12 protein-coding genes are annotated in these 16,675 nt (G+C 64.6%); 5 read left to right on the top strand and 7 right to left on the bottom strand.

Annotated features, from left to right (window positions below):
• Nucleotides 1–2: 2 nt before the first annotated feature.
• From FQ668_RS04805 to FQ668_RS04790, 4 genes are read right to left on the bottom strand one after another with little or no spacing between them, the layout of a single operon-like run.
• Nucleotides 3–1,451, bottom strand: a complete 1,449-nt coding sequence (locus FQ668_RS04805; protein WP_144179902.1) for a GspE/PulE family protein — start codon at nucleotides 1,449–1,451, stop codon at nucleotides 3–5.
• Entirely contained in the window at nucleotides 1,451–3,187 is a 1,737-nt protein-coding gene (gspD, locus tag FQ668_RS04800; protein ID WP_144179922.1) for a type II secretion system secretin GspD, read from the bottom strand. Before gspD ends, FQ668_RS04805 begins: the two co-directional genes overlap by 1 nt.
• 21 nt (nucleotides 3,188–3,208) lie before the next feature.
• Complete coding sequence (locus tag FQ668_RS04795; RefSeq protein WP_076402619.1) at nucleotides 3,209–3,634, bottom strand: pilus assembly protein PilZ; 426 nt, start codon at nucleotides 3,632–3,634, stop codon at nucleotides 3,209–3,211.
• Entirely contained in the window at nucleotides 3,631–5,271 is a 1,641-nt protein-coding gene (locus FQ668_RS04790) for a lipoprotein UxpA (protein ID WP_119714105.1), read from the bottom strand. Before FQ668_RS04790 ends, FQ668_RS04795 begins: the two co-directional genes overlap by 4 nt.
• Before the next feature lie 224 nt (nucleotides 5,272–5,495).
• Here FQ668_RS04790 and FQ668_RS04785 point away from each other — a divergent pair, with 224 nt between their 5' ends.
• On the top strand, nucleotides 5,496–7,571 hold the full coding sequence (locus FQ668_RS04785; protein WP_144179900.1) for a PhoX family phosphatase: 2,076 nt from the start codon (nucleotides 5,496–5,498) through the stop codon (nucleotides 7,569–7,571).
• A 118-nt stretch (nucleotides 7,572–7,689) separates the two neighbouring features.
• Here the strand turns inward: FQ668_RS04785 and gspK are convergent, their stop codons facing one another.
• Nucleotides 7,690–8,655: a type II secretion system minor pseudopilin GspK gene (gene gspK / locus FQ668_RS04780; RefSeq protein WP_119714108.1), complete on the bottom strand. Its 966-nt coding sequence runs from the start codon at nucleotides 8,653–8,655 to the stop codon at nucleotides 7,690–7,692.
• Between the two features lie 145 nt (nucleotides 8,656–8,800).
• Here gspK and tatA point away from each other — a divergent pair, with 145 nt between their 5' ends.
• The 3 genes from tatA to tatC are packed head-to-tail and all read left to right on the top strand — an operon-like array spanning nucleotide 8,801 to nucleotide 10,082.
• Nucleotides 8,801–9,034, top strand: a complete 234-nt coding sequence (tatA, locus tag FQ668_RS04775; protein WP_003255011.1) for a twin-arginine translocase TatA/TatE family subunit — start codon at nucleotides 8,801–8,803, stop codon at nucleotides 9,032–9,034.
• Nucleotides 9,034–9,324: a Sec-independent protein translocase protein TatB gene (gene tatB, locus FQ668_RS04770; RefSeq protein WP_076402615.1), complete on the top strand. Its 291-nt coding sequence runs from the start codon at nucleotides 9,034–9,036 to the stop codon at nucleotides 9,322–9,324. Before tatA ends, tatB begins: the two co-directional genes overlap by 1 nt.
• On the top strand, nucleotides 9,321–10,082 hold the full coding sequence (gene tatC / locus FQ668_RS04765) for a twin-arginine translocase subunit TatC (protein WP_076402614.1): 762 nt from the start codon (nucleotides 9,321–9,323) through the stop codon (nucleotides 10,080–10,082). Before tatB ends, tatC begins: the two co-directional genes overlap by 4 nt.
• Before the next feature lie 103 nt (nucleotides 10,083–10,185).
• Here tatC and FQ668_RS04760 read toward each other — a convergent pair whose 3' ends face one another.
• Nucleotides 10,186–10,497, bottom strand: a complete 312-nt coding sequence (locus FQ668_RS04760) for an NGG1p interacting factor NIF3 (RefSeq protein ID WP_070383512.1) — start codon at nucleotides 10,495–10,497, stop codon at nucleotides 10,186–10,188.
• 3 nt (nucleotides 10,498–10,500) lie between these two features.
• Nucleotides 10,501–14,400, bottom strand: coding sequence for a phosphoribosylformylglycinamidine synthase (gene purL / locus FQ668_RS04755; protein WP_070383511.1), 3,900 nt, complete (start codon nucleotides 14,398–14,400; stop codon nucleotides 10,501–10,503).
• 783 nt (nucleotides 14,401–15,183) lie between these two features.
• Here purL and mltF point away from each other — a divergent pair.
• Nucleotides 15,184–16,641: a membrane-bound lytic murein transglycosylase MltF gene (gene mltF, locus FQ668_RS04740; protein WP_019438119.1), complete on the top strand. Its 1,458-nt coding sequence runs from the start codon at nucleotides 15,184–15,186 to the stop codon at nucleotides 16,639–16,641.
• Nucleotides 16,642–16,675: the final 34 nt, after the last annotated feature.

The raw sequence follows: 16,675 nt of genomic DNA, 5'->3' as shown, positions 1-16,675 counted from the left end.
CCTTAGCCCTGCACCACGCGCAGCACTTCGGCCAGGCTGGTCTCACCGCGGGCCAGGCAATCGCTGGCCATCGCTACCAGGCTTTGGCGCCGGTCAGCCAGGTAATCCTGCATGGCCAGCTCACTGGCGCCGTCGTACAACAGACCGATGAGCCCAGCGTCCAGCTCGATGAATTCGTACAGCCCCAGTCGCCCCATATAACCGCTGCCCTGGCACTGCTCGCAACCCACGGCGTGATAAGTGCTGCCCAACGCCGCAAGCTCAGGCCACAGCTCGCGCTCGGCAGCCTGTAGCGGTTGCGCCACGGCACAGTTGCACAAACGCCGCACCAGGCGCTGGGCCAGGACGCCGCGCAGGCACGAGGCGATCAGGAAGGGCTCGATGCCCATGTCGCGCAGGCGGGTCACTGCGCCTACCGCGCTGTTGGTGTGCAAGGTCGACAGCACCAGGTGGCCGGTGAGGCTGGCCTGCACGGCGATCTGTGCAGTCTCCTGATCGCGGATTTCGCCGAGCATGATCACGTCAGGGTCCTGACGCAGGATGGCGCGCAGGCCACTGGCAAACGTCAGCCCGGCACGCGGGTTGATGGCGGTTTGGCCAATGCCGGCGATGGCGTACTCCACCGGATCCTCGACGGTGAGGATGTTGCGGCTGCCATCGTTGAGGCTGTTCAGGCTGGCGTACAGGGTCGTGGTCTTGCCCGAACCGGTCGGGCCGGTGGACAACACGATGCCGTTGGGCCGCGCCAGGCAACTGCGCAGGCCCTGCAAGACCGCTGCCGGCATGCCCAGGTTATCCAGCGCCAGCAGGCTGGCCTGCTTGTCGAGCACGCGCATCACCACCCGCTCGCCGTGGATGCCGGGCAAGGTCGAGACCCGTACGTCCACTTCGCGCCCCGCCGCACGCAAGGTGATGCGACCGTCCTGGGGCTGACGCTTTTCAGCGATGTCCAGGCGGGCCATGACCTTGATCCGTGACACCAGCATGGCCGACAACGCACGTGGAGGACGCAGCACCTCGCGCAGGTGGCCATCGACCCGCAAGCGCACCACCAGGCTCTGCTCGAAGGTCTCGATATGGATATCCGAGGCGCGCAGCCGCAGCGCCTGGCCGAACAGGCCGTTGATCAGGCGGATTACCGGGGCTTCGTCGTCGCTTTCCAGCAGGTCTTCGATGCGCGGCATCTCGCTCATCAGGCTATCCAGGTCGACCTGGTCGCCGATACCTTCGATCAGCGCTTCGGTGGCGGCATCGCCGGCCTGATACAGCTGGCCAAGGCGTTCGTTGAACAGCGCAGGCTCCAGGTATTCGAGCAGGCTTGGCTGGCCATGCACACGCAGCAGTTCCTGCAACTGGGCATTGTCGGCGTCGGGCCGCAGCCATAGCTGCCAGCCCTGCTCTGCCGGGGCCATGGCCACTCCGCTCTGCCGTGCCTGACGATAGGGCAGCATCACCAGTCACCGCCTTCCAGGCGTGCGCGGCTGGAGGGGAATACCTGCAACAGCGGCGTACCCTCTGCAAGGTCCGGCAATTGCAGCGGTGTGGTCTGCTGCAGGGTACGGTACTTGTCTTCACTGAGGCCCGCCAGGCTCGGCCCGTCGCGCAGGATGCGGGGGCGGATGAACACCATCAGGTTCTGCTTGGTGTTCCTGGTGGCATCGGAGCGGAACAACCGGCCAAGATAAGGAATGTCGCCGAGCAGCGGCACACGCTGGTTGCTGGTACTCAACTCGTCGCTGATCAGGCCGCCGAGTATCACCAGGCCGTTGTCCTCGACCATGACCTTGGTCTTGATCTCGCGCTTGTTGGTGATCACGTCGCTGGCCGAGCTGGTATCGGCAATCGACGACACCTCCTGAACGATGTCCAGGCGCACGCTGTTGTCGACATTGATCTGCGGCTTGATGCGCAGCTTCACCCCGACTTCCTTGCGCTCGATGGTCTGGTACGGGTTGGCGTTGTTCTGCGTCACGGAGCCGGTGACGAAGGGCACCTCCTGGCCGACCAGGATCGACGCTTCGGCGTTGTCCAGGGTCAGCAAGGTGGGCGTGGACAGCAGGTTGAAGCCGCTCTTGCCCTTCAGCGCGTTGACCAGCATGGCGAAGTTGAAGCCACCGCCGAAATGGCCGATGCCTGCCGTGGCACCGGTGGTGGTGGACAACAGATCGCCCAGGGCCTCGTTGTCGCCACTGGCGGCGGCCCCGGCAATGCTGGCGATATTCACCCCGTTACTGCCGAAGTTGACAATACCGGCGCCGAACTTCTCGTCGGCGAACAGCCACTGCACGCCCAGCTCCTGGGCGCTGCTGTCGGACACCTCGGCGATGATCGCTTCGACCACCACCTGGGCACGGCGAATGTCCAGTTGCTCGACAATGGCCCGGTACGCCGCCAGCTCGCTGTCGGGGCCGACCATGACCACGGCATTGGTGCCTTCTTCGTATTCCAGGCGGATGCCCGGGCCACCGGAGGCTGCCATCACGGGCCTGTCCTTGCCCTCTGCCTCACCCGAGCCTTCAGCCGGCACCGCACCGTCCTGGCTGAGCCCTCGCAGCACCTTGACCACTTCACCGGCATTGGCATGGCGCAGGTAGATCACCTGGGTGCTGCCGCTGCCCGGTGCCTCTTGAGGGCGGTCGAGCTGGCGCAGCAGGCTGGCGATGCGTTCGAGGTTGCTGCGCCAGTCAGTCACCACCAACTGGTGCGCCGCCGGGTAAGGTGTAATAACCCCAACCCGAGGGTCGATCAGCGGTTTGAGGATGCCCAGTACCTGTTCGCTGGCGGCGTTGCGCACGCTGAATACGCGGGTGGCCACGCTGTCGCTGCCCTCGCCCTGCTGCCCGCCCGCCTCCACTGGCACCGGCTCCAGGCGCGCGGCCTGGTCGGGCACGATTTTCACGCTGCCGTTGGGCAGGTCGACGGTGGCATAGCCCTGGGCGCGCAGTTGGGCCAGGAAGATGTCGTAGATGGCGTCGGCGTCGTGCAGGTCCACGGTGCGCACCGTGACCTTGCCCTTGACCCGGGGGTCGACGATGAAGGTGGTGCCGGTGATGCGCGACACGCTGTCGATGAACTCGCCGAGTTCGGTATCGACGAAATTCACTTCGTACACCGGCGTACCGTTGTCATCGAACACCGGCTCTTGGGCATAGGCGATGGACAAGGCCAGGCTCAGCGCAGCCGCCATGCAGTATCTAACAGGCATCGTTCATCCTTGCCGCTTGAAGCCGGTCACGGCGGGGCGTGGCGGCCAGGGCAGGCGCTCACGCCGCCCCTGGTTGTTGAAAATCAGGCCATCGCTGTCAATGTCCTGCAGCACGATCCCTGGCGCCAGGCGCTGACCGCGGGCCAAGGTGCGCACGTGCTCGCCGTAGCGCAGCACCACCACACTGGAGGCCAATGGCTGGGCCTTGAGGCCGCCGAGGTATTGCAGCGGCAGACGGGTGATGGCGATGGCGCCGTCGTCGGGCTGCGCTTGCCAGTGACCGACCATCAGCCCGGGCAGCGGGCTGTCGGCCGCCGCAGGCGCCGTGGCCGTTTGTGGCTGCCGGCTCAACTGCAGCACACACTGCGCAGACAGCCAGCCGGCCAGGGTCAGGCCAGCGCCGGTGAGCAGGCGCGAGGTGAGCATCACGAGGCCAACTGCCGTGGGTGCCAGCCTGGGTGCCCCTGCACGTAACGCACTTCGGGCAGTTGCAGCGGCGCCAGTTGCCAGTTGTCAGGCTGGCGGGCCAGCCAGGCTTCGACCCGCTGCCACAGTGGCTCGCCGGCCTGGCTTTCGAATTGCAGGCCAAAGGTGCGGCACAGGCCCTGCACCGGCTCCAGCCCCGTGATGCGCTTACCTTGCGGGCTGTAGCTGACGCTCCAGGCCTGGCCCTGCCAGCGCGGCAGGTCCTGGCTGTTGTCCAGCAGCAGCGGGTCACCGAACAATTGCTCAGCGGCGTTTTCCAGCACTTGCTCGACCTGCCTGGCCGGTGCTTCGACCACTGGCGCCGGGTAGCCACCGGTGAGGCTGATCAGGTGTTCGCGGGTAATAGACGCCCCCGCTGACAGCGGGTAGTCATAACGCAGGCCCGGCAACAACACGGGCATGCTGCTATCGTCGGCCAAGGCTTGATGCAGGAGGCGGTCCCAGCTGCCGCCACGGGTATCGCGGCGCCACAAAGCCTGGGGCGCGCGGGCCAGCGGCTGGTCGAGCCAGGCCGCGTGGCCGGCACGTTGCTGGCGCAGTTGCGCCTGCAGTTGCGCGACACGCAGCTGCGCAGCAGGCACCAGTTGTTGTTCAAAGGCCGGGAAAAAACGCCCGTCGAACTGCCACTGGCCGGCCACACGCTGGCAGCGCAGGCGGAAGGCACCGCTGCCCCGGCAGCCGGCAAACAGCACCGGTACACGGCGACCGCTGGCCTGGGTGACCTCGACCGGCGCGGGCCACAGGTCCTGACCACGGGCGCACAACAGCACGTCGACTTGCGGCACCCGTTCAGCCAGCCACAGGCCGGGGCCCGTGCCTGCATCGGCCATGGCCACCACCAGGTCAGCCTCGCGCCGGGCTTGCTCGAAGACCGGCTGCAGTGACTGGTACCACTGTTTGAGAGAGGCTTTCTGGTCCTGGGCGTAGGGGTCGGTCACGCCAACCACTGCGATACGGGCACCGCCGCGCTCAAAAACATGCAAGGCTTCCAGGCCAAGTGCCTGGCGTTGCGCGTCAGCCAGCCCGGCGCCGAGGGTAATGGCGCTGGCCTGGCGATACAGGCCCGTGCTGCGTTGTGGCCACAGCACACGCTCGTCGCTGCTGACCCGCGCTTCGATGCCCAGCAGTTGGCTGCCTTGCACACCACTTTCGCCCTGGGTCAGGTAGGCCAGGCCACTGCCATTCCAGCCCTGGCCGTTTTCCAGGGTCAGGCTGTTGCCCCCACCGGCCTCGCCACGCAGTTGTTCCAGCAACGCCGCGAGCACCGCATAACCGCCCAGCTGGGCTGTCGTTGCCTGGCCGGCATCGAGCAGCGGCGCCAGTTGCGGGTAGGCGATACTGGCGCTGCTGCCGGTCATCCATGGCGCGCGGCCCAAGTGGCTGACCGGCCCCAACCGGGTAGCCGGTACCACCGCCTGGCCAGGCTGGCGGGCATCGAGGGTATCGGCGACGTACAGCAAGTCGAGCTGGGCGTTGCCGCCCTGCTGCTCTGGGAAGGCTGTGCAGGCGCCGAGCAGCGGTGCCAAGGCACCGATACCCATCCAGCCGATCACTTCGCGCCTGTGCACACTGCTCGCCATCGCATCCGCCATCCTTAACCACGTCCATTCAGGGACCCGGATGTTGCGGCGTTGGCATTACAGTTTGATGGCAGAAATCCGACAGAAATTCCAAATTGATCTGTAGATCACCGATCTAAGAACAGACAGTTTTAAAAGCTCGTTAATATTTCTGCCAAGGAATCATCACACTTGCGCCTTAAAGTCGCGGTTTCCTCCAACTCAGCGAACACAAGGACACCCTGATGAGTCGAGATACCGGCGACAACCTGGACCGGAACCAAAGCGGCAACCTGCCGATGGCCAACGTCATGGACGCCTACCTGAGCCGCCGCAGCGTGATGCGCGGCAGCCTGGGCGCCGCCATCGCCATGATCGCCGGTACCGGCCTGACAGGCTGCTTCGACGGTGGTGGTTCCGATCACGATGATCCGGTCACCGAGCCCCCGGTGACCGAACCGCCAGTCACCGAGCCGGAAGTGCCCAAACTGGCACTGGGCTTCCAGTCCATCCCAGGCTCACGCACCGACGCCTGTGTGGTCGCCGCCGGCTATAGCGCCTACGTGCTGGCGCCCTGGGGTACGCCACTGAACAGCAACGGCAACCCGTGGAAGTCCGACGGCAGCAACACCTCGACCGACCAGGCCAACGCCATGGGCATGCACCACGACGGCATGCACTTCTTCCCCATCAACGGCAGCTCGGAAGACGGCCTGCTGGCGATCAATTTCGAGTACATCGACACCGCCGCCCTGCACCCGGCCGGCCCGACCACCGATGTCAACGGCAAGCGCCCGGTCGAAGAAGTACGCAAGGAAATCAACGCACATGGCGCTGGCGTAGTGCGCCTGCAGAAAATCAACGGCCGCTGGCAGGTTGTCGACAACGACCCGCTGAACCGCCGTTTCACTACCGCTTCGCGCATGGAAATCACCGGCCCGCTGCGTGGCAGCGACCACGTCAAGACCAAGTACTCCACCGCCGGCACCCACTGCCGCGGCACCAACAACAACTGCGGCAACGGCTACACCCCGTGGGGCACCTACCTGACCTGCGAAGAGAACTGGCCGGGCATCTTCGTCAACAAGGGCACCCGCCCCGAGGACCAGCGCCGCATTGGCGTGGGCACCTCCAGCGGCCAGTACAAGTGGGAAACCGCTGCCGGTGACAGCAGCGAAGTGGACGACGAATTCGCCCGTTTCGACGTAACGGTCAAAGGCGCCAGCGCCACCGACGACTACCGCAACGAAGCCAGCACCTACGGCTACATTGTCGAGATCGACCCGTACAACAGCAGCACCCTGGCCACCAAACGCACCGCACTGGGCCGTTTCCGCCACGAGGGCTGCGCCCCCGGCCTGCCAGTCGCCGGCAAGCCGCTGGTGTGGTACATGGGTGACGACTCGAACAACGAGTACCTGTACAAGTGGGTGTCTACCGCCGTGTGGGATCCCGCCGACGCCACCCCGGCCGACCGCCTGGCCACCGGCGCCAAGTACCTCGACCAGGGCAAGCTCTACGTAGCCCGCTTCAATGCCGACGGCACCGGCGTATGGCTGCTGCTGGACGTGGCCACCGCCACCACGGGCGGCAGCACCCTGGGTGCGCTGTATGGCGACCTGCCGGGCATCATCCTCAACACCCGTGGTGCTGGCGATGCCGTGGGCGCAACGCCGATGGACCGTCCGGAATGGACGACAGTCAACCCGCTGAACGGCGACGTGTACCTGACCCTGACCAACAACAGTGCACGTACCCCGGAAAAGGTCGATGCAGCGAACCCACGCGGCCCGAACCGACATGGTCACATCATTCGCTGGCACGAAAGCGACGACCAGCTGAGCTTTACCTGGGACATCTTCGTGTTCGGCGCCAACGCTGCCGGTACCGCCGACATCAACCGCTCCGGCCTGACCGAACTGAACCAGTTCGCCAGCCCCGACGGCATGAGCTTCGATAGCCGCGGCGTGCTGTGGTTCGAGACCGATAACGGCGAAAGCACCTTGACCGACTACACCAACGACCAGCTGCTGGCGGTGATCCCTACCGACCTGGTGGATGCCAGCGGCAAGCAGGTGCCGGTGAACGCACAGAACCAGGTGGACCTGCGGCGCTTCTTCGTCGGGCCAAATGGTTGCGAGGTGACCGGTATTACCTTTACCCCGGACAACAAGACGCTGTTCGTCAACATTCAGCACCCGGACAACTGGCCGTATACCGACAAGGCGACCGATGCGACGCCGGCTGAGGCTACCGTACGGCCGCGGGCTTCGACGGTGGTGATCCAGCGGATCGATGGCGGTGAGATCGGCACCGTTTGATCCAGTACCGGTCAGCCAGCCTTTTGCTGGCTGTACCGGCCTCTTCGCGGGCAAGCCCGCTCCTACAGGGATCTCACGGGTTTCAAAACCGGCGTAGGGGCGGGCTTGCCCGTGAACGTTACCAGGCTATTGGCTCCCGGCTACGCACCCGCACTTGCTGCGCGGGCACCCGGGCATGCCATTGCACCACCCCCAGCGCCTCCACCTGGAACTCGCTGCGCATCACCCGCCCCTCTTCCTCGAACGACAGCTGCAACAGAAAATGCCCACTGTTGAGCAGCAGCCCTTCGCTCAACCGTTCGAACGTTTCGTCATCCACCGCCCCCAGCGCCTGGCGCAATGCGGTCGCATCCACATAGCCCGACGCAGGCCGGCCGCTGACGATGCGGCTGAGCAAGGAACGTGGATATCGCCCTTCGTACAGCGCTTCCAGCAGCGGCAGATGCTCCAACCCCAAGGCATTGGCATTCAGCCGCCAGCCGGTGGTCTGCGGCAACGCACAGAGCATCGGGTACCGTGCCTGGCGGCTGGCGTCCGGCTCCAGCAGCAGGTTCAGCTCGCTGGTGTCGAGCATCGGCTGATTGGCCGCCAGCCGGGGTGGTTGCTGGCGCAGATACTGGGCGCTTTCGGCGCCCTGCAGGCGCGCATCGCTGTCGGCGTCGAGCCAGTCAGCCAAGGCGTCGACCAGGCGTTCTGCGGCCATGTCGTCGCCCATCAGGTAACGCAACTGGCGCTCGGCGCGCTCGCCATCGGCACCCAGCAACGCATTGACGTTGAAGCAGGTGTGCTGGTCGCGTACCCACAACTGCGCCTGGCCAGCGCCAAAGTCGTAGTTCAGCGGCTGCCCGCGCAAGGCTTGCCAGAACAGCGGACTAAGCCGCCAGGCGGGGTCACGCAGGGCCTGCGCGGCGTAGGCCAGGCCGGCCTGCTCCATGGCCCGCACCTGCACCCGCTGGTGCAGCAGGCGCACTTCGTCGACCTGGCGCCGGCCATCTTCCACCAGCCAGGCCATGCCCGCCGCCAGCATTGCCAGCACCACCATCACCATCAACAGGGCCGCACCCTGCTGTTGCCTTCCACCCATCCGTGCGTGCCTCGCTCGCAGAATAAAAACGCCAGTCAACACGCGGGGTGTTTCAGCTAGATGGCAATGCCCGTTCGTCATGTGCACGTCATCTGGGCAAGGCAGGATTGCCCTTCCTTTTCATGACCTTACAGGAGTGGTCGCTATGGGTGGCATTGGAATCTGGCAACTGGTGATCGTACTGCTGATCGTATTCTTGCTGTTTGGTACCAAGCGCCTGAAGGGCCTGGGTAGCGATGTGGGCGAGGCGATCCAGGGTTTTCGCAAGTCCATGGGTGGTGACAATGACGCCAGCGCCGCTGACCAGGCGCACGTGCAGCAACAGTGCCCGCTGAACGGCCAAGTTGCTCAGCAATCTCAAGCGGACCGCCAGGCCTGATGTTCGAGGTAGGCTTCAGCGAGTTGCTGCTGATCGGCGTCGTCGCGCTGTTGGTGCTGGGCCCCGAGCGCCTGCCGGTGGCAGCCCGTACCCTCGGGCGCGGCCTGGGCCAGGCGCGCCGGGCCATGCACGCCTTGCGCACGCAGGTGGAGCGCGAAATCGAGATGCCCAACCTCGACAACGCACCTTTGCAGCGCCTGGAACAGGAGATCCGCCAGGGCATCAGCCTGAACGCGGAACCGGCCAATGATGCGGCCACGGCCGTGCTGCCCAAGGAAAATGCTTCATGACCATTGCCATGGACCCTGCCGCGAGCATGCCGCTGACCGAACACCTGCGCGACCTGCGCAAACGCCTGGTGCGTTGCCTGGCGCTGGTGGCTTTGGTGTTCGCCGGCCTGTTCCCCTTCGCCCAGACGCTGTACACGCTCATCTCCGAGCCGCTACGGCGCTTCTTGCCGGAAGGCGCGAGCATGATCGCCACCAGCGTCACCTCGCCCTTTCTGACACCGTTCAAGCTGACCGCGATGTGCGCCCTGTTCCTGGCCATGCCGCTGCTGCTGCATCAGGCCTGGGGCTTTCTGGCGCCGGGGCTGTACCGCCGTGAACGGCGCATTGCCCTGCCGCTGCTGGTATCGAGCATCGTGCTGTTCTATACCGGCATGGCGTTCGCGTTCTTCCTCGTGTTCCCGATGATGTTCGGTTTCTTTGCCAGCGTGACCCCGGACGGCGTCGCGATGATGACCGATATCAGCCAGTACCTGGACTTTATCCTGGCGCTGTTCCTGGCGTTCGGGTTGGCCTTCGAGATCCCGGTGGCGACGTTCATCGTGGTCTGGGTGGGGTTGGCCGATGTGGCCACATTGCGGCGCAGCAGGCCCTACGTGGTCGTCGGCTGCTTTGTGGTGGGGATGATCCTGACACCGCCGGATGTGTTTTCGCAGACGATGCTGGCAGTGCCGATGTGGGTGCTGTTCGAGGTGGGGTTGCTGGCTTGTGGAATGTTGAAGCGGCCGGAGCCAGGCAAGGAGATTGTGGCTGGATTGTAGGGCCCTTTCGCGGGCACGCCCGCTCCCACAGGGATATCACAGGTTCTGAAGATTGTGATATCCCTGTGGGAGCGGGCGTGCCCGCGAATAGCCGTGATGCGTTCTAGACCTCGGCGAGCCGCCAGACTTCATAGGCTGGCGTCTCGTACGGGTGGCTCTGCTTGAGCGCAGCGACGACCTGCACAATCAGCTCGTCAGCCACCACCAGCTCCACCTTCCACTCTTCCACCACCTCGACCTGGCCGGTTTGCCCGAGGAACGGCTGGCTGCCGTCCAACGGGCGGAACTGGCCCTGGCCAAGGGTTTGCCAGGCGCAGTGGTCATAGTCACCGATGCGCCCGCCGCCAGCAGCGAACACAGCGGCCTTGACCACTTCGACATGGCTGACGGGGACGAAGAAGGCGAGCTTGTACACGCCTTAGTTCACCCACACCCGCGCGTTGCGGAACATACGCATCAGCGCGGCATCTTCCTGCCACTCGTCCGGGCGCCAGGAGTTCTGCACAGCGCGGAACACACGCTCCGGGTGCGGCATCATGATGGTCACGCGGCCGTCGCGGCTGGTCAGGCCGGTGATACCACGCGGCGAGCCGTTCGGGTTGGCCGGGTAGGCTTCGGTGACCTTGCCATGGTTGTCGACGTAGCGCAGGGCCACGCAACCGGACACATCGGCTTCCAGCAATGCTTCTTCGCTGGCGAACTCGGCATGGCCTTCGCCGTGGGCGATGGCGATCGGCATGCGCGAACCGGCCATGCCCTGCAGGAAGATCGAGTTGGACTTCTGCACTTCGACCATGGCCACGCGGGCCTCGAACTGCTCGGAACGGTTGCGCACGAAGTGCGGCCAGTACTCGGTGCCCGGGATCAGCTCGTGCAGGTTGGACATCATCTGGCAACCGTTGCACACGCCCAGGGCGAAGCTGTCGGTACGCTCGAAGAAGGCCTGGAAGGCGTCACGGGCACGGGCGTTGAACAGCGCCGACTTGGCCCAGCCTTCGCCAGCGCCCAGCACGTCACCGTACGAGAAGCCGCCACAGGCGACCAGGCCCTTGAAGGCTTCGAAGTCGACACGGCCAGCGAGGATGTCGCTCATGTGCACGTCGATGGCGGCGAAGCCGGCGCGATCGAAGGCAGCAGCCATCTCGACCTGGCCGTTGACGCCCTGCTCGCGCAGGATAGCCACTTGCGGGCGCACGCCCTTCTTGATGTACGGTGCGGCGATGTCGTCGTTGACGTCGAAGCCCAGCTTCACCGACAGGCCCGGGTTGTCTTCCTCGAGCAGCAGGTCGAACTCCTGGTCAGCGCAGTCGGCGTTGTCGCGCAGGCGCTGGATCTGGTAGCTGGTCTCGGCCCACTGGCGCTGCAGCATGCGACGGTCATCGTCGAACAGCACTTCGCCGTTCAGGCTGATGGTCACTTCAGCGTTGTTGACTGGCTTGCCGATCACCGCGACGCACTCTTCACCCAGGCCAGCAGCGCTGAACTGTGCCAGTACGTCCGGGGTGGCATCCTGGCGAACCTGGATCACTGCACCCAGCTCTTCGTTGAAGAGGATGGCCGGCACTTCACCCTTGCTGTCGGTCAGCGGGTCGAGTTGCAGGTCGAGGCCGCAGTGGCCGGCGAAAGCCATTTCCAGCACGGTGGTGACCAGGCCGCCGTCGGAACGATCGTGGTAGGCCAGCAGGTGGCCGTCGGCGTTCAGCCCCTGGATCACGGCGAAGAAGGCCTTGAGGTCTTCGGCGTCGTCAACGTCCGGTGCCTGGGCAGCGATCTTGCCGTAGGTCTGGGCCAGGATCGAGGCACCCATGCGGTTCTTGCCACGGCCCAGGTCGATCAGGATCAGGTCGGTCTCGCCCTTGTCCATGCGCAGTTGCGGGGTCAGGGTCTTGCGGATGTCGGTGACCGGGGCAAAGCCGGTAATGATCAGCGACATCGGCGAGGTGACGCTCTTCTCGACGCCCTCGTCGCTCCACTTGGTCTTCATCGACATCGAGTCTTTGCCGACCGGAATGGTGATGCCCAGCTCCGGGCACAGCTCCATGCCGACAGCCTTCACGGTGTCGTACAGGCGTGCGTCTTCACCTGGGTGACCAGCAGCGGACATCCAGTTGGCCGACAGTTTGATGTCGGACAGCTTTTCGATGCGCGAAGCCGCCAGGTTGGTCAGGGTTTCGCCGATGGCCATGCGGCCGGACGCCGGGGCATCCAGCAGCGCCAGCGGCGTACGCTCGCCCATGGCCATGGCTTCACCGGTGTAGACGTCGAAGCTGGTGGCGGTAACGGCGCAGTCAGCCACCGGAACCTGCCACGGGCCGACCATCTGGTCGCGGGCAACCAGGCCGGTGATGGTGCGGTCGCCAATGGTGATCAGGAAGCTCTTGCTGGCCACGGCCGGGTGGTTCAGCACGCGCTGGACGGCGCTGTCCAGGTCCAGTTCGCTCGGGTCGAAGTCATCGCCCAGCTCGGCCTCGCGGGTCACCGAACGGTGCATGCGCGGCGGCTTGCCCAGCAGCACGTCCAGTGGCATGTCCACCGGGGTGTTACCGAAGTGGCTGTCGCTGACGGTCAGGTGCGGTTCTTCAGTGGCTTCACCGACCACGGCAAACGGGCAACGCTCGCGCTCGCAGATGGCCTTGAAGCGCTCGAAGTCGACCGCGCTGACGGCCAGCACGTAACGCTCTTGCGATTCGTTGCTCCAGATTTCGTGCGGGGCCATGCCCGGCTCGTCGTTGGGCACGTTGCGCAGCTCGAAGCGACCACCGCGGCCACCGTCGTTGACCAGCTCAGGGAAGGCGTTGGAAATACCGCCAGCGCCCACGTCGTGGATGAAGGCGATCGGGTTTTCGTCGCCCAGCTGCCAGCAACGGTCGATGACCTCCTGGCAACGGCGCTCCATTTCAGGGTTTTCGCGCTGTACCGAAGCGAAGTCCAGGTCAGCCGAGCTGGCACCGGTAGCCACCGACGAAGCAGCGCCACCGCCCAGGCCGATCAGCATGGCCGGGCCACCGAGCACGATCAGCTTGGCGCCGACAGTGATTTCGCCCTTCTGCACGTGGTCTTCACGGATGTTGCCCATACCGCCGGCGAGCATGATCGGCTTGTGGTAGCCGCGCACTTCTTCACCGTGCGGGGTGTTGATGGCTTGCTCGAAGGTACGGAAGTAACCGGTCAGTGCCGGGCGGCCGAATTCGTTGTTGAACGCAGCGCCGCCAAGAGGGCCTTCGATCATGATGTCGAGGGCGTCGACGATACGCTCGGGCTTGCCATAGGCCTGCTCCCAAGGCTGTTCGAAGCCCGGGATGCGCAGGTTGGACACGGTGAAGCCGGTCAGGCCGGCCTTGGGCTTGGCGCCACGGCCGGTAGCACCTTCGTCGCGGATTTCGCCACCGGAGCCGGTGGAGGCGCCAGAGAACGGGGCGATGGCGGTCGGGTGGTTGTGCGTTTCCACCTTCATCAGGATGTGCACCGGCTCCTGCACCGCGCCGTACTGGCGGGTTTCAGGGTTCGGGAAGAAGCGGCCGGCAACGTTGCCGACGATCACCGAGGCGTTGTCCTTGTACGCCGACAGCACACCTTCGTTGTGCATCTGGTAGGTGTTCTTGATCATGCCGAACAGGCTTTTTTCCTGGGCCTGGCCGTCGATATCCCAACTGGCGTTGAAGATCTTGTGGCGGCAGTGCTCGGAGTTGGCCTGGGCGAACATCATCAGTTCGATGTCGTTCGGGTTGCGTTTGAGGCCCTGGAAGGCATTGACCAGGTAGTCGATCTCGTCTTCGGCCAGGGCCAGGCCCAGGTCGATGTTGGCCTTGGCCAGGGCGTCACGGCCGCCGGCCAGGATGTCGACCGAGGTCATTGGCTTGGGCTTGGCGTGGCTGAACAGGTCAGCGGCCTGCTCCAGCTGGCTGAGCACACGCTGGGTCATGCGGTCGTGCAGTTCGGCGGCGATCAGGGCGGCGTCAGCGTCGCTCAGGGTGCCGGCCACGTAGTAGGCGATGCCGCGCTCCAGGCGCTGGATCGACTGCAGGCCGCAGTTGTGGGCGATGTCGCTGGCCTTGCTGGCCCAGGGCGAAATGGTGCCCAGGCGCGGGACGACCAGGAACAGGCGGCCGGTCGGCTCCTGTACCGGCACGCTCGGGCCGTACTTGAGCAGACGGCCCAGCACCTGCTGCTGGTCGGCGGTCAGCTCGCCGTCGACATCGGCGAAGTGGGCAAATTCGGCATACAAACCAGTAACAGCGGGGACTTTCTGGCTCAGTTGCTCGAGTAATTTACCGTGGCGAAAGGCAGAAAGGGCAGGAGCGCCGCGCAGGATCAACATCGTCGGGACAGCCTCAGGAAGGGGTGTGCTTAGAGGCCGTGCATTCTAGCCTAATTCGATGGCTTTCGGCACCTGCTCTAAGCCACGCCTGCCGGGCGGCGGAACCGGACTTCGGGGTCAGTTTTCAGAGGTGTCCGGCTTGAGACGAGATCGAGCGGCGCCGGGTGTCCGGCTCGAGACGAGATCGAGCGCCGCCAGGTGTCCGGCTCGACACATTCAGCGCCTGTGAGATCGAGCGCCGCCGGGTGTCCGCATTAAGACATTCAGCGCCTGTGAGATCGAGCGCCGCAGGTGTCCGCCTTAAGACATTCTGCGCCTGTGAAATCGAGCGCCGCCAAGTGTCCGGCTCGACACATTCTGCGCCTATGAGATCGAGCGCCGCCCGCGCGGCGCTTCGCGGGTAAACCCGCTCCTACGTTTGTTTCGGGCCAATTATGCCTGTGGGATTCGCGCGCGAACGCCTTGGTGCCTATCTCGATGCCTGTGGGATTTGCGCGCGAACGCCTTGGTGCCTATCTCGATATCGCGTCGTACCAACAAGGCGGTCGCGCGCGCCAGGCACAGGATGGACTGGCCCGAAACAAACGTAGGAGCGGGTTTACCCGCGAAGCGCCGCGCGGGCGGCGCTCGATCTCATAGGCGCTGAATATCTCAAGCCGGGCACCTGGTAGCCTTGATGCAATCCCCTCCCCCTCCCCCTCCCCCAACCACACAACCCGCTACCAGACAAGCTAACAGTTGTCGAGATATGGTTGGGCCAGTCCTTTGCGTATACTGCAACCTATGTTCGCCCACACTGCTTTGCGCCAGCGTTGCGCCAAATGGCTTCTCGCAACCGGACTCTTTCTGCTGCTAGGTGCCTGCGTTGAAAAACCCAGCACCCTCGAGCGCGTGAAGGAGGACGGCGTGCTGCGCGTGATCACACGCAACAGCCCGGCAACCTACTTCCAGGACCGTAACGGCGAAACCGGCTTCGAATACGAACTGGTCCAGCATTTCGCCGACGATCTCGGCGTAAAGCTGCAGATCGAGACCGCCGACAACCTGGACGAGCTGTACGACGCCCTCGGCAAACCCTCCGGCCCTGTACTGGCTGCCGCCGGCCTGGTCAGCAGTGAGCGGCGCAAAACCCAGGTGAGATACTCCCATCCCTATCTGGAGGTGACCCCGCAGGTCATCTACCGCAACGGCCGCCCGCGCCCCACCGGCGCCAAGGGTTTGGTCGGCAAGAAAATCATGGTACTCAAGGGCAGCAGCCATGCTGACCAGCTGGCCGAGCTGAAAAAGCAGTACCCGGCCTTGCAATACGAGGAGTCCGACGCCGTCGAAGTGGTCGACCTGCTGCGCATGGTGGATGAAGGTCAGATCGACTTGACCCTGGTGGACTCCAACGAACTGGCGATGAACCAGGTGTATTTCCCCAACGTGCGGGTCGCCTTCGATTTGGGCGAAACCCGTGACCAACGCTGGGCAGTGGCCGCAGGCGAAGACAACAGCCTGCTCAACGAAATCAACGAATTTCTCGACAAGGCGCAGAAAAACGGCACCCTTCAACGCTTGAAGGACCGCTACTACGGTCATGTCGACGTACTTGGCTATGTCGGCGCCTACACCTTCGCCCAGCATCTGCAACAGCGCCTGCCCAAGTACGAGAAGCACTTCAAGAGCTACGCCAAGGTCGAGCAGGTCGACTGGCGCCTGTTGGCAGCCATCGGCTACCAGGAATCGATGTGGCAGCCGGAAGTCACCTCCAAGACCGGCGTGCGCGGCCTGATGATGCTGACCCAGCGCACCGCCCAGGCCATGGGTGTGTCGAACCGACTGGACCCGAGGCAGAGCATCCAGGGCGGCGCCAAGTACTTCATGAAGATCAAAGAAGAGCTTGACGACAGCATCAAGGAGCCGGACCGCACCTGGTTCGCCCTTGCCGCCTACAATGTCGGTGGCGGCCACCTGGAAGACGCCCGCACCTTGGCCAAGCGCGAAAAGCTCAACCCGAACAAGTGGCTGGACGTGAAGAAGATGCTGCCGCGGCTGGCTCAGAAGCAGTGGTATCGGCAGACCAAGTACGGCTATGCCCGTGGGGGCGAACCGGTGCATTTCGTGGCCAACATCCGCCGTTACTACGACATCCTCACCTGGGTGACCCAGCCGCAGCTCGAAGGCCAGGTGGCCGAGGGCAACCTGCATGTGCCCGGGGTCAACAAGGACAAGCCAGCGGATAAGTCGTCGCCGATGTAAGTCAGCAGGCCTCTTCGCGGGTAAACCCGCGCCT

Source organism: Pseudomonas sp. Kh14, assembly GCF_900291005.1.
Lineage (GTDB): Bacteria > Pseudomonadota > Gammaproteobacteria > Pseudomonadales > Pseudomonadaceae > Aquipseudomonas > Aquipseudomonas alloputida.
The sequence above is the reverse complement of the archived record's forward strand: the minus strand, read 5'-3'. Positions and strand labels throughout refer to the sequence as shown.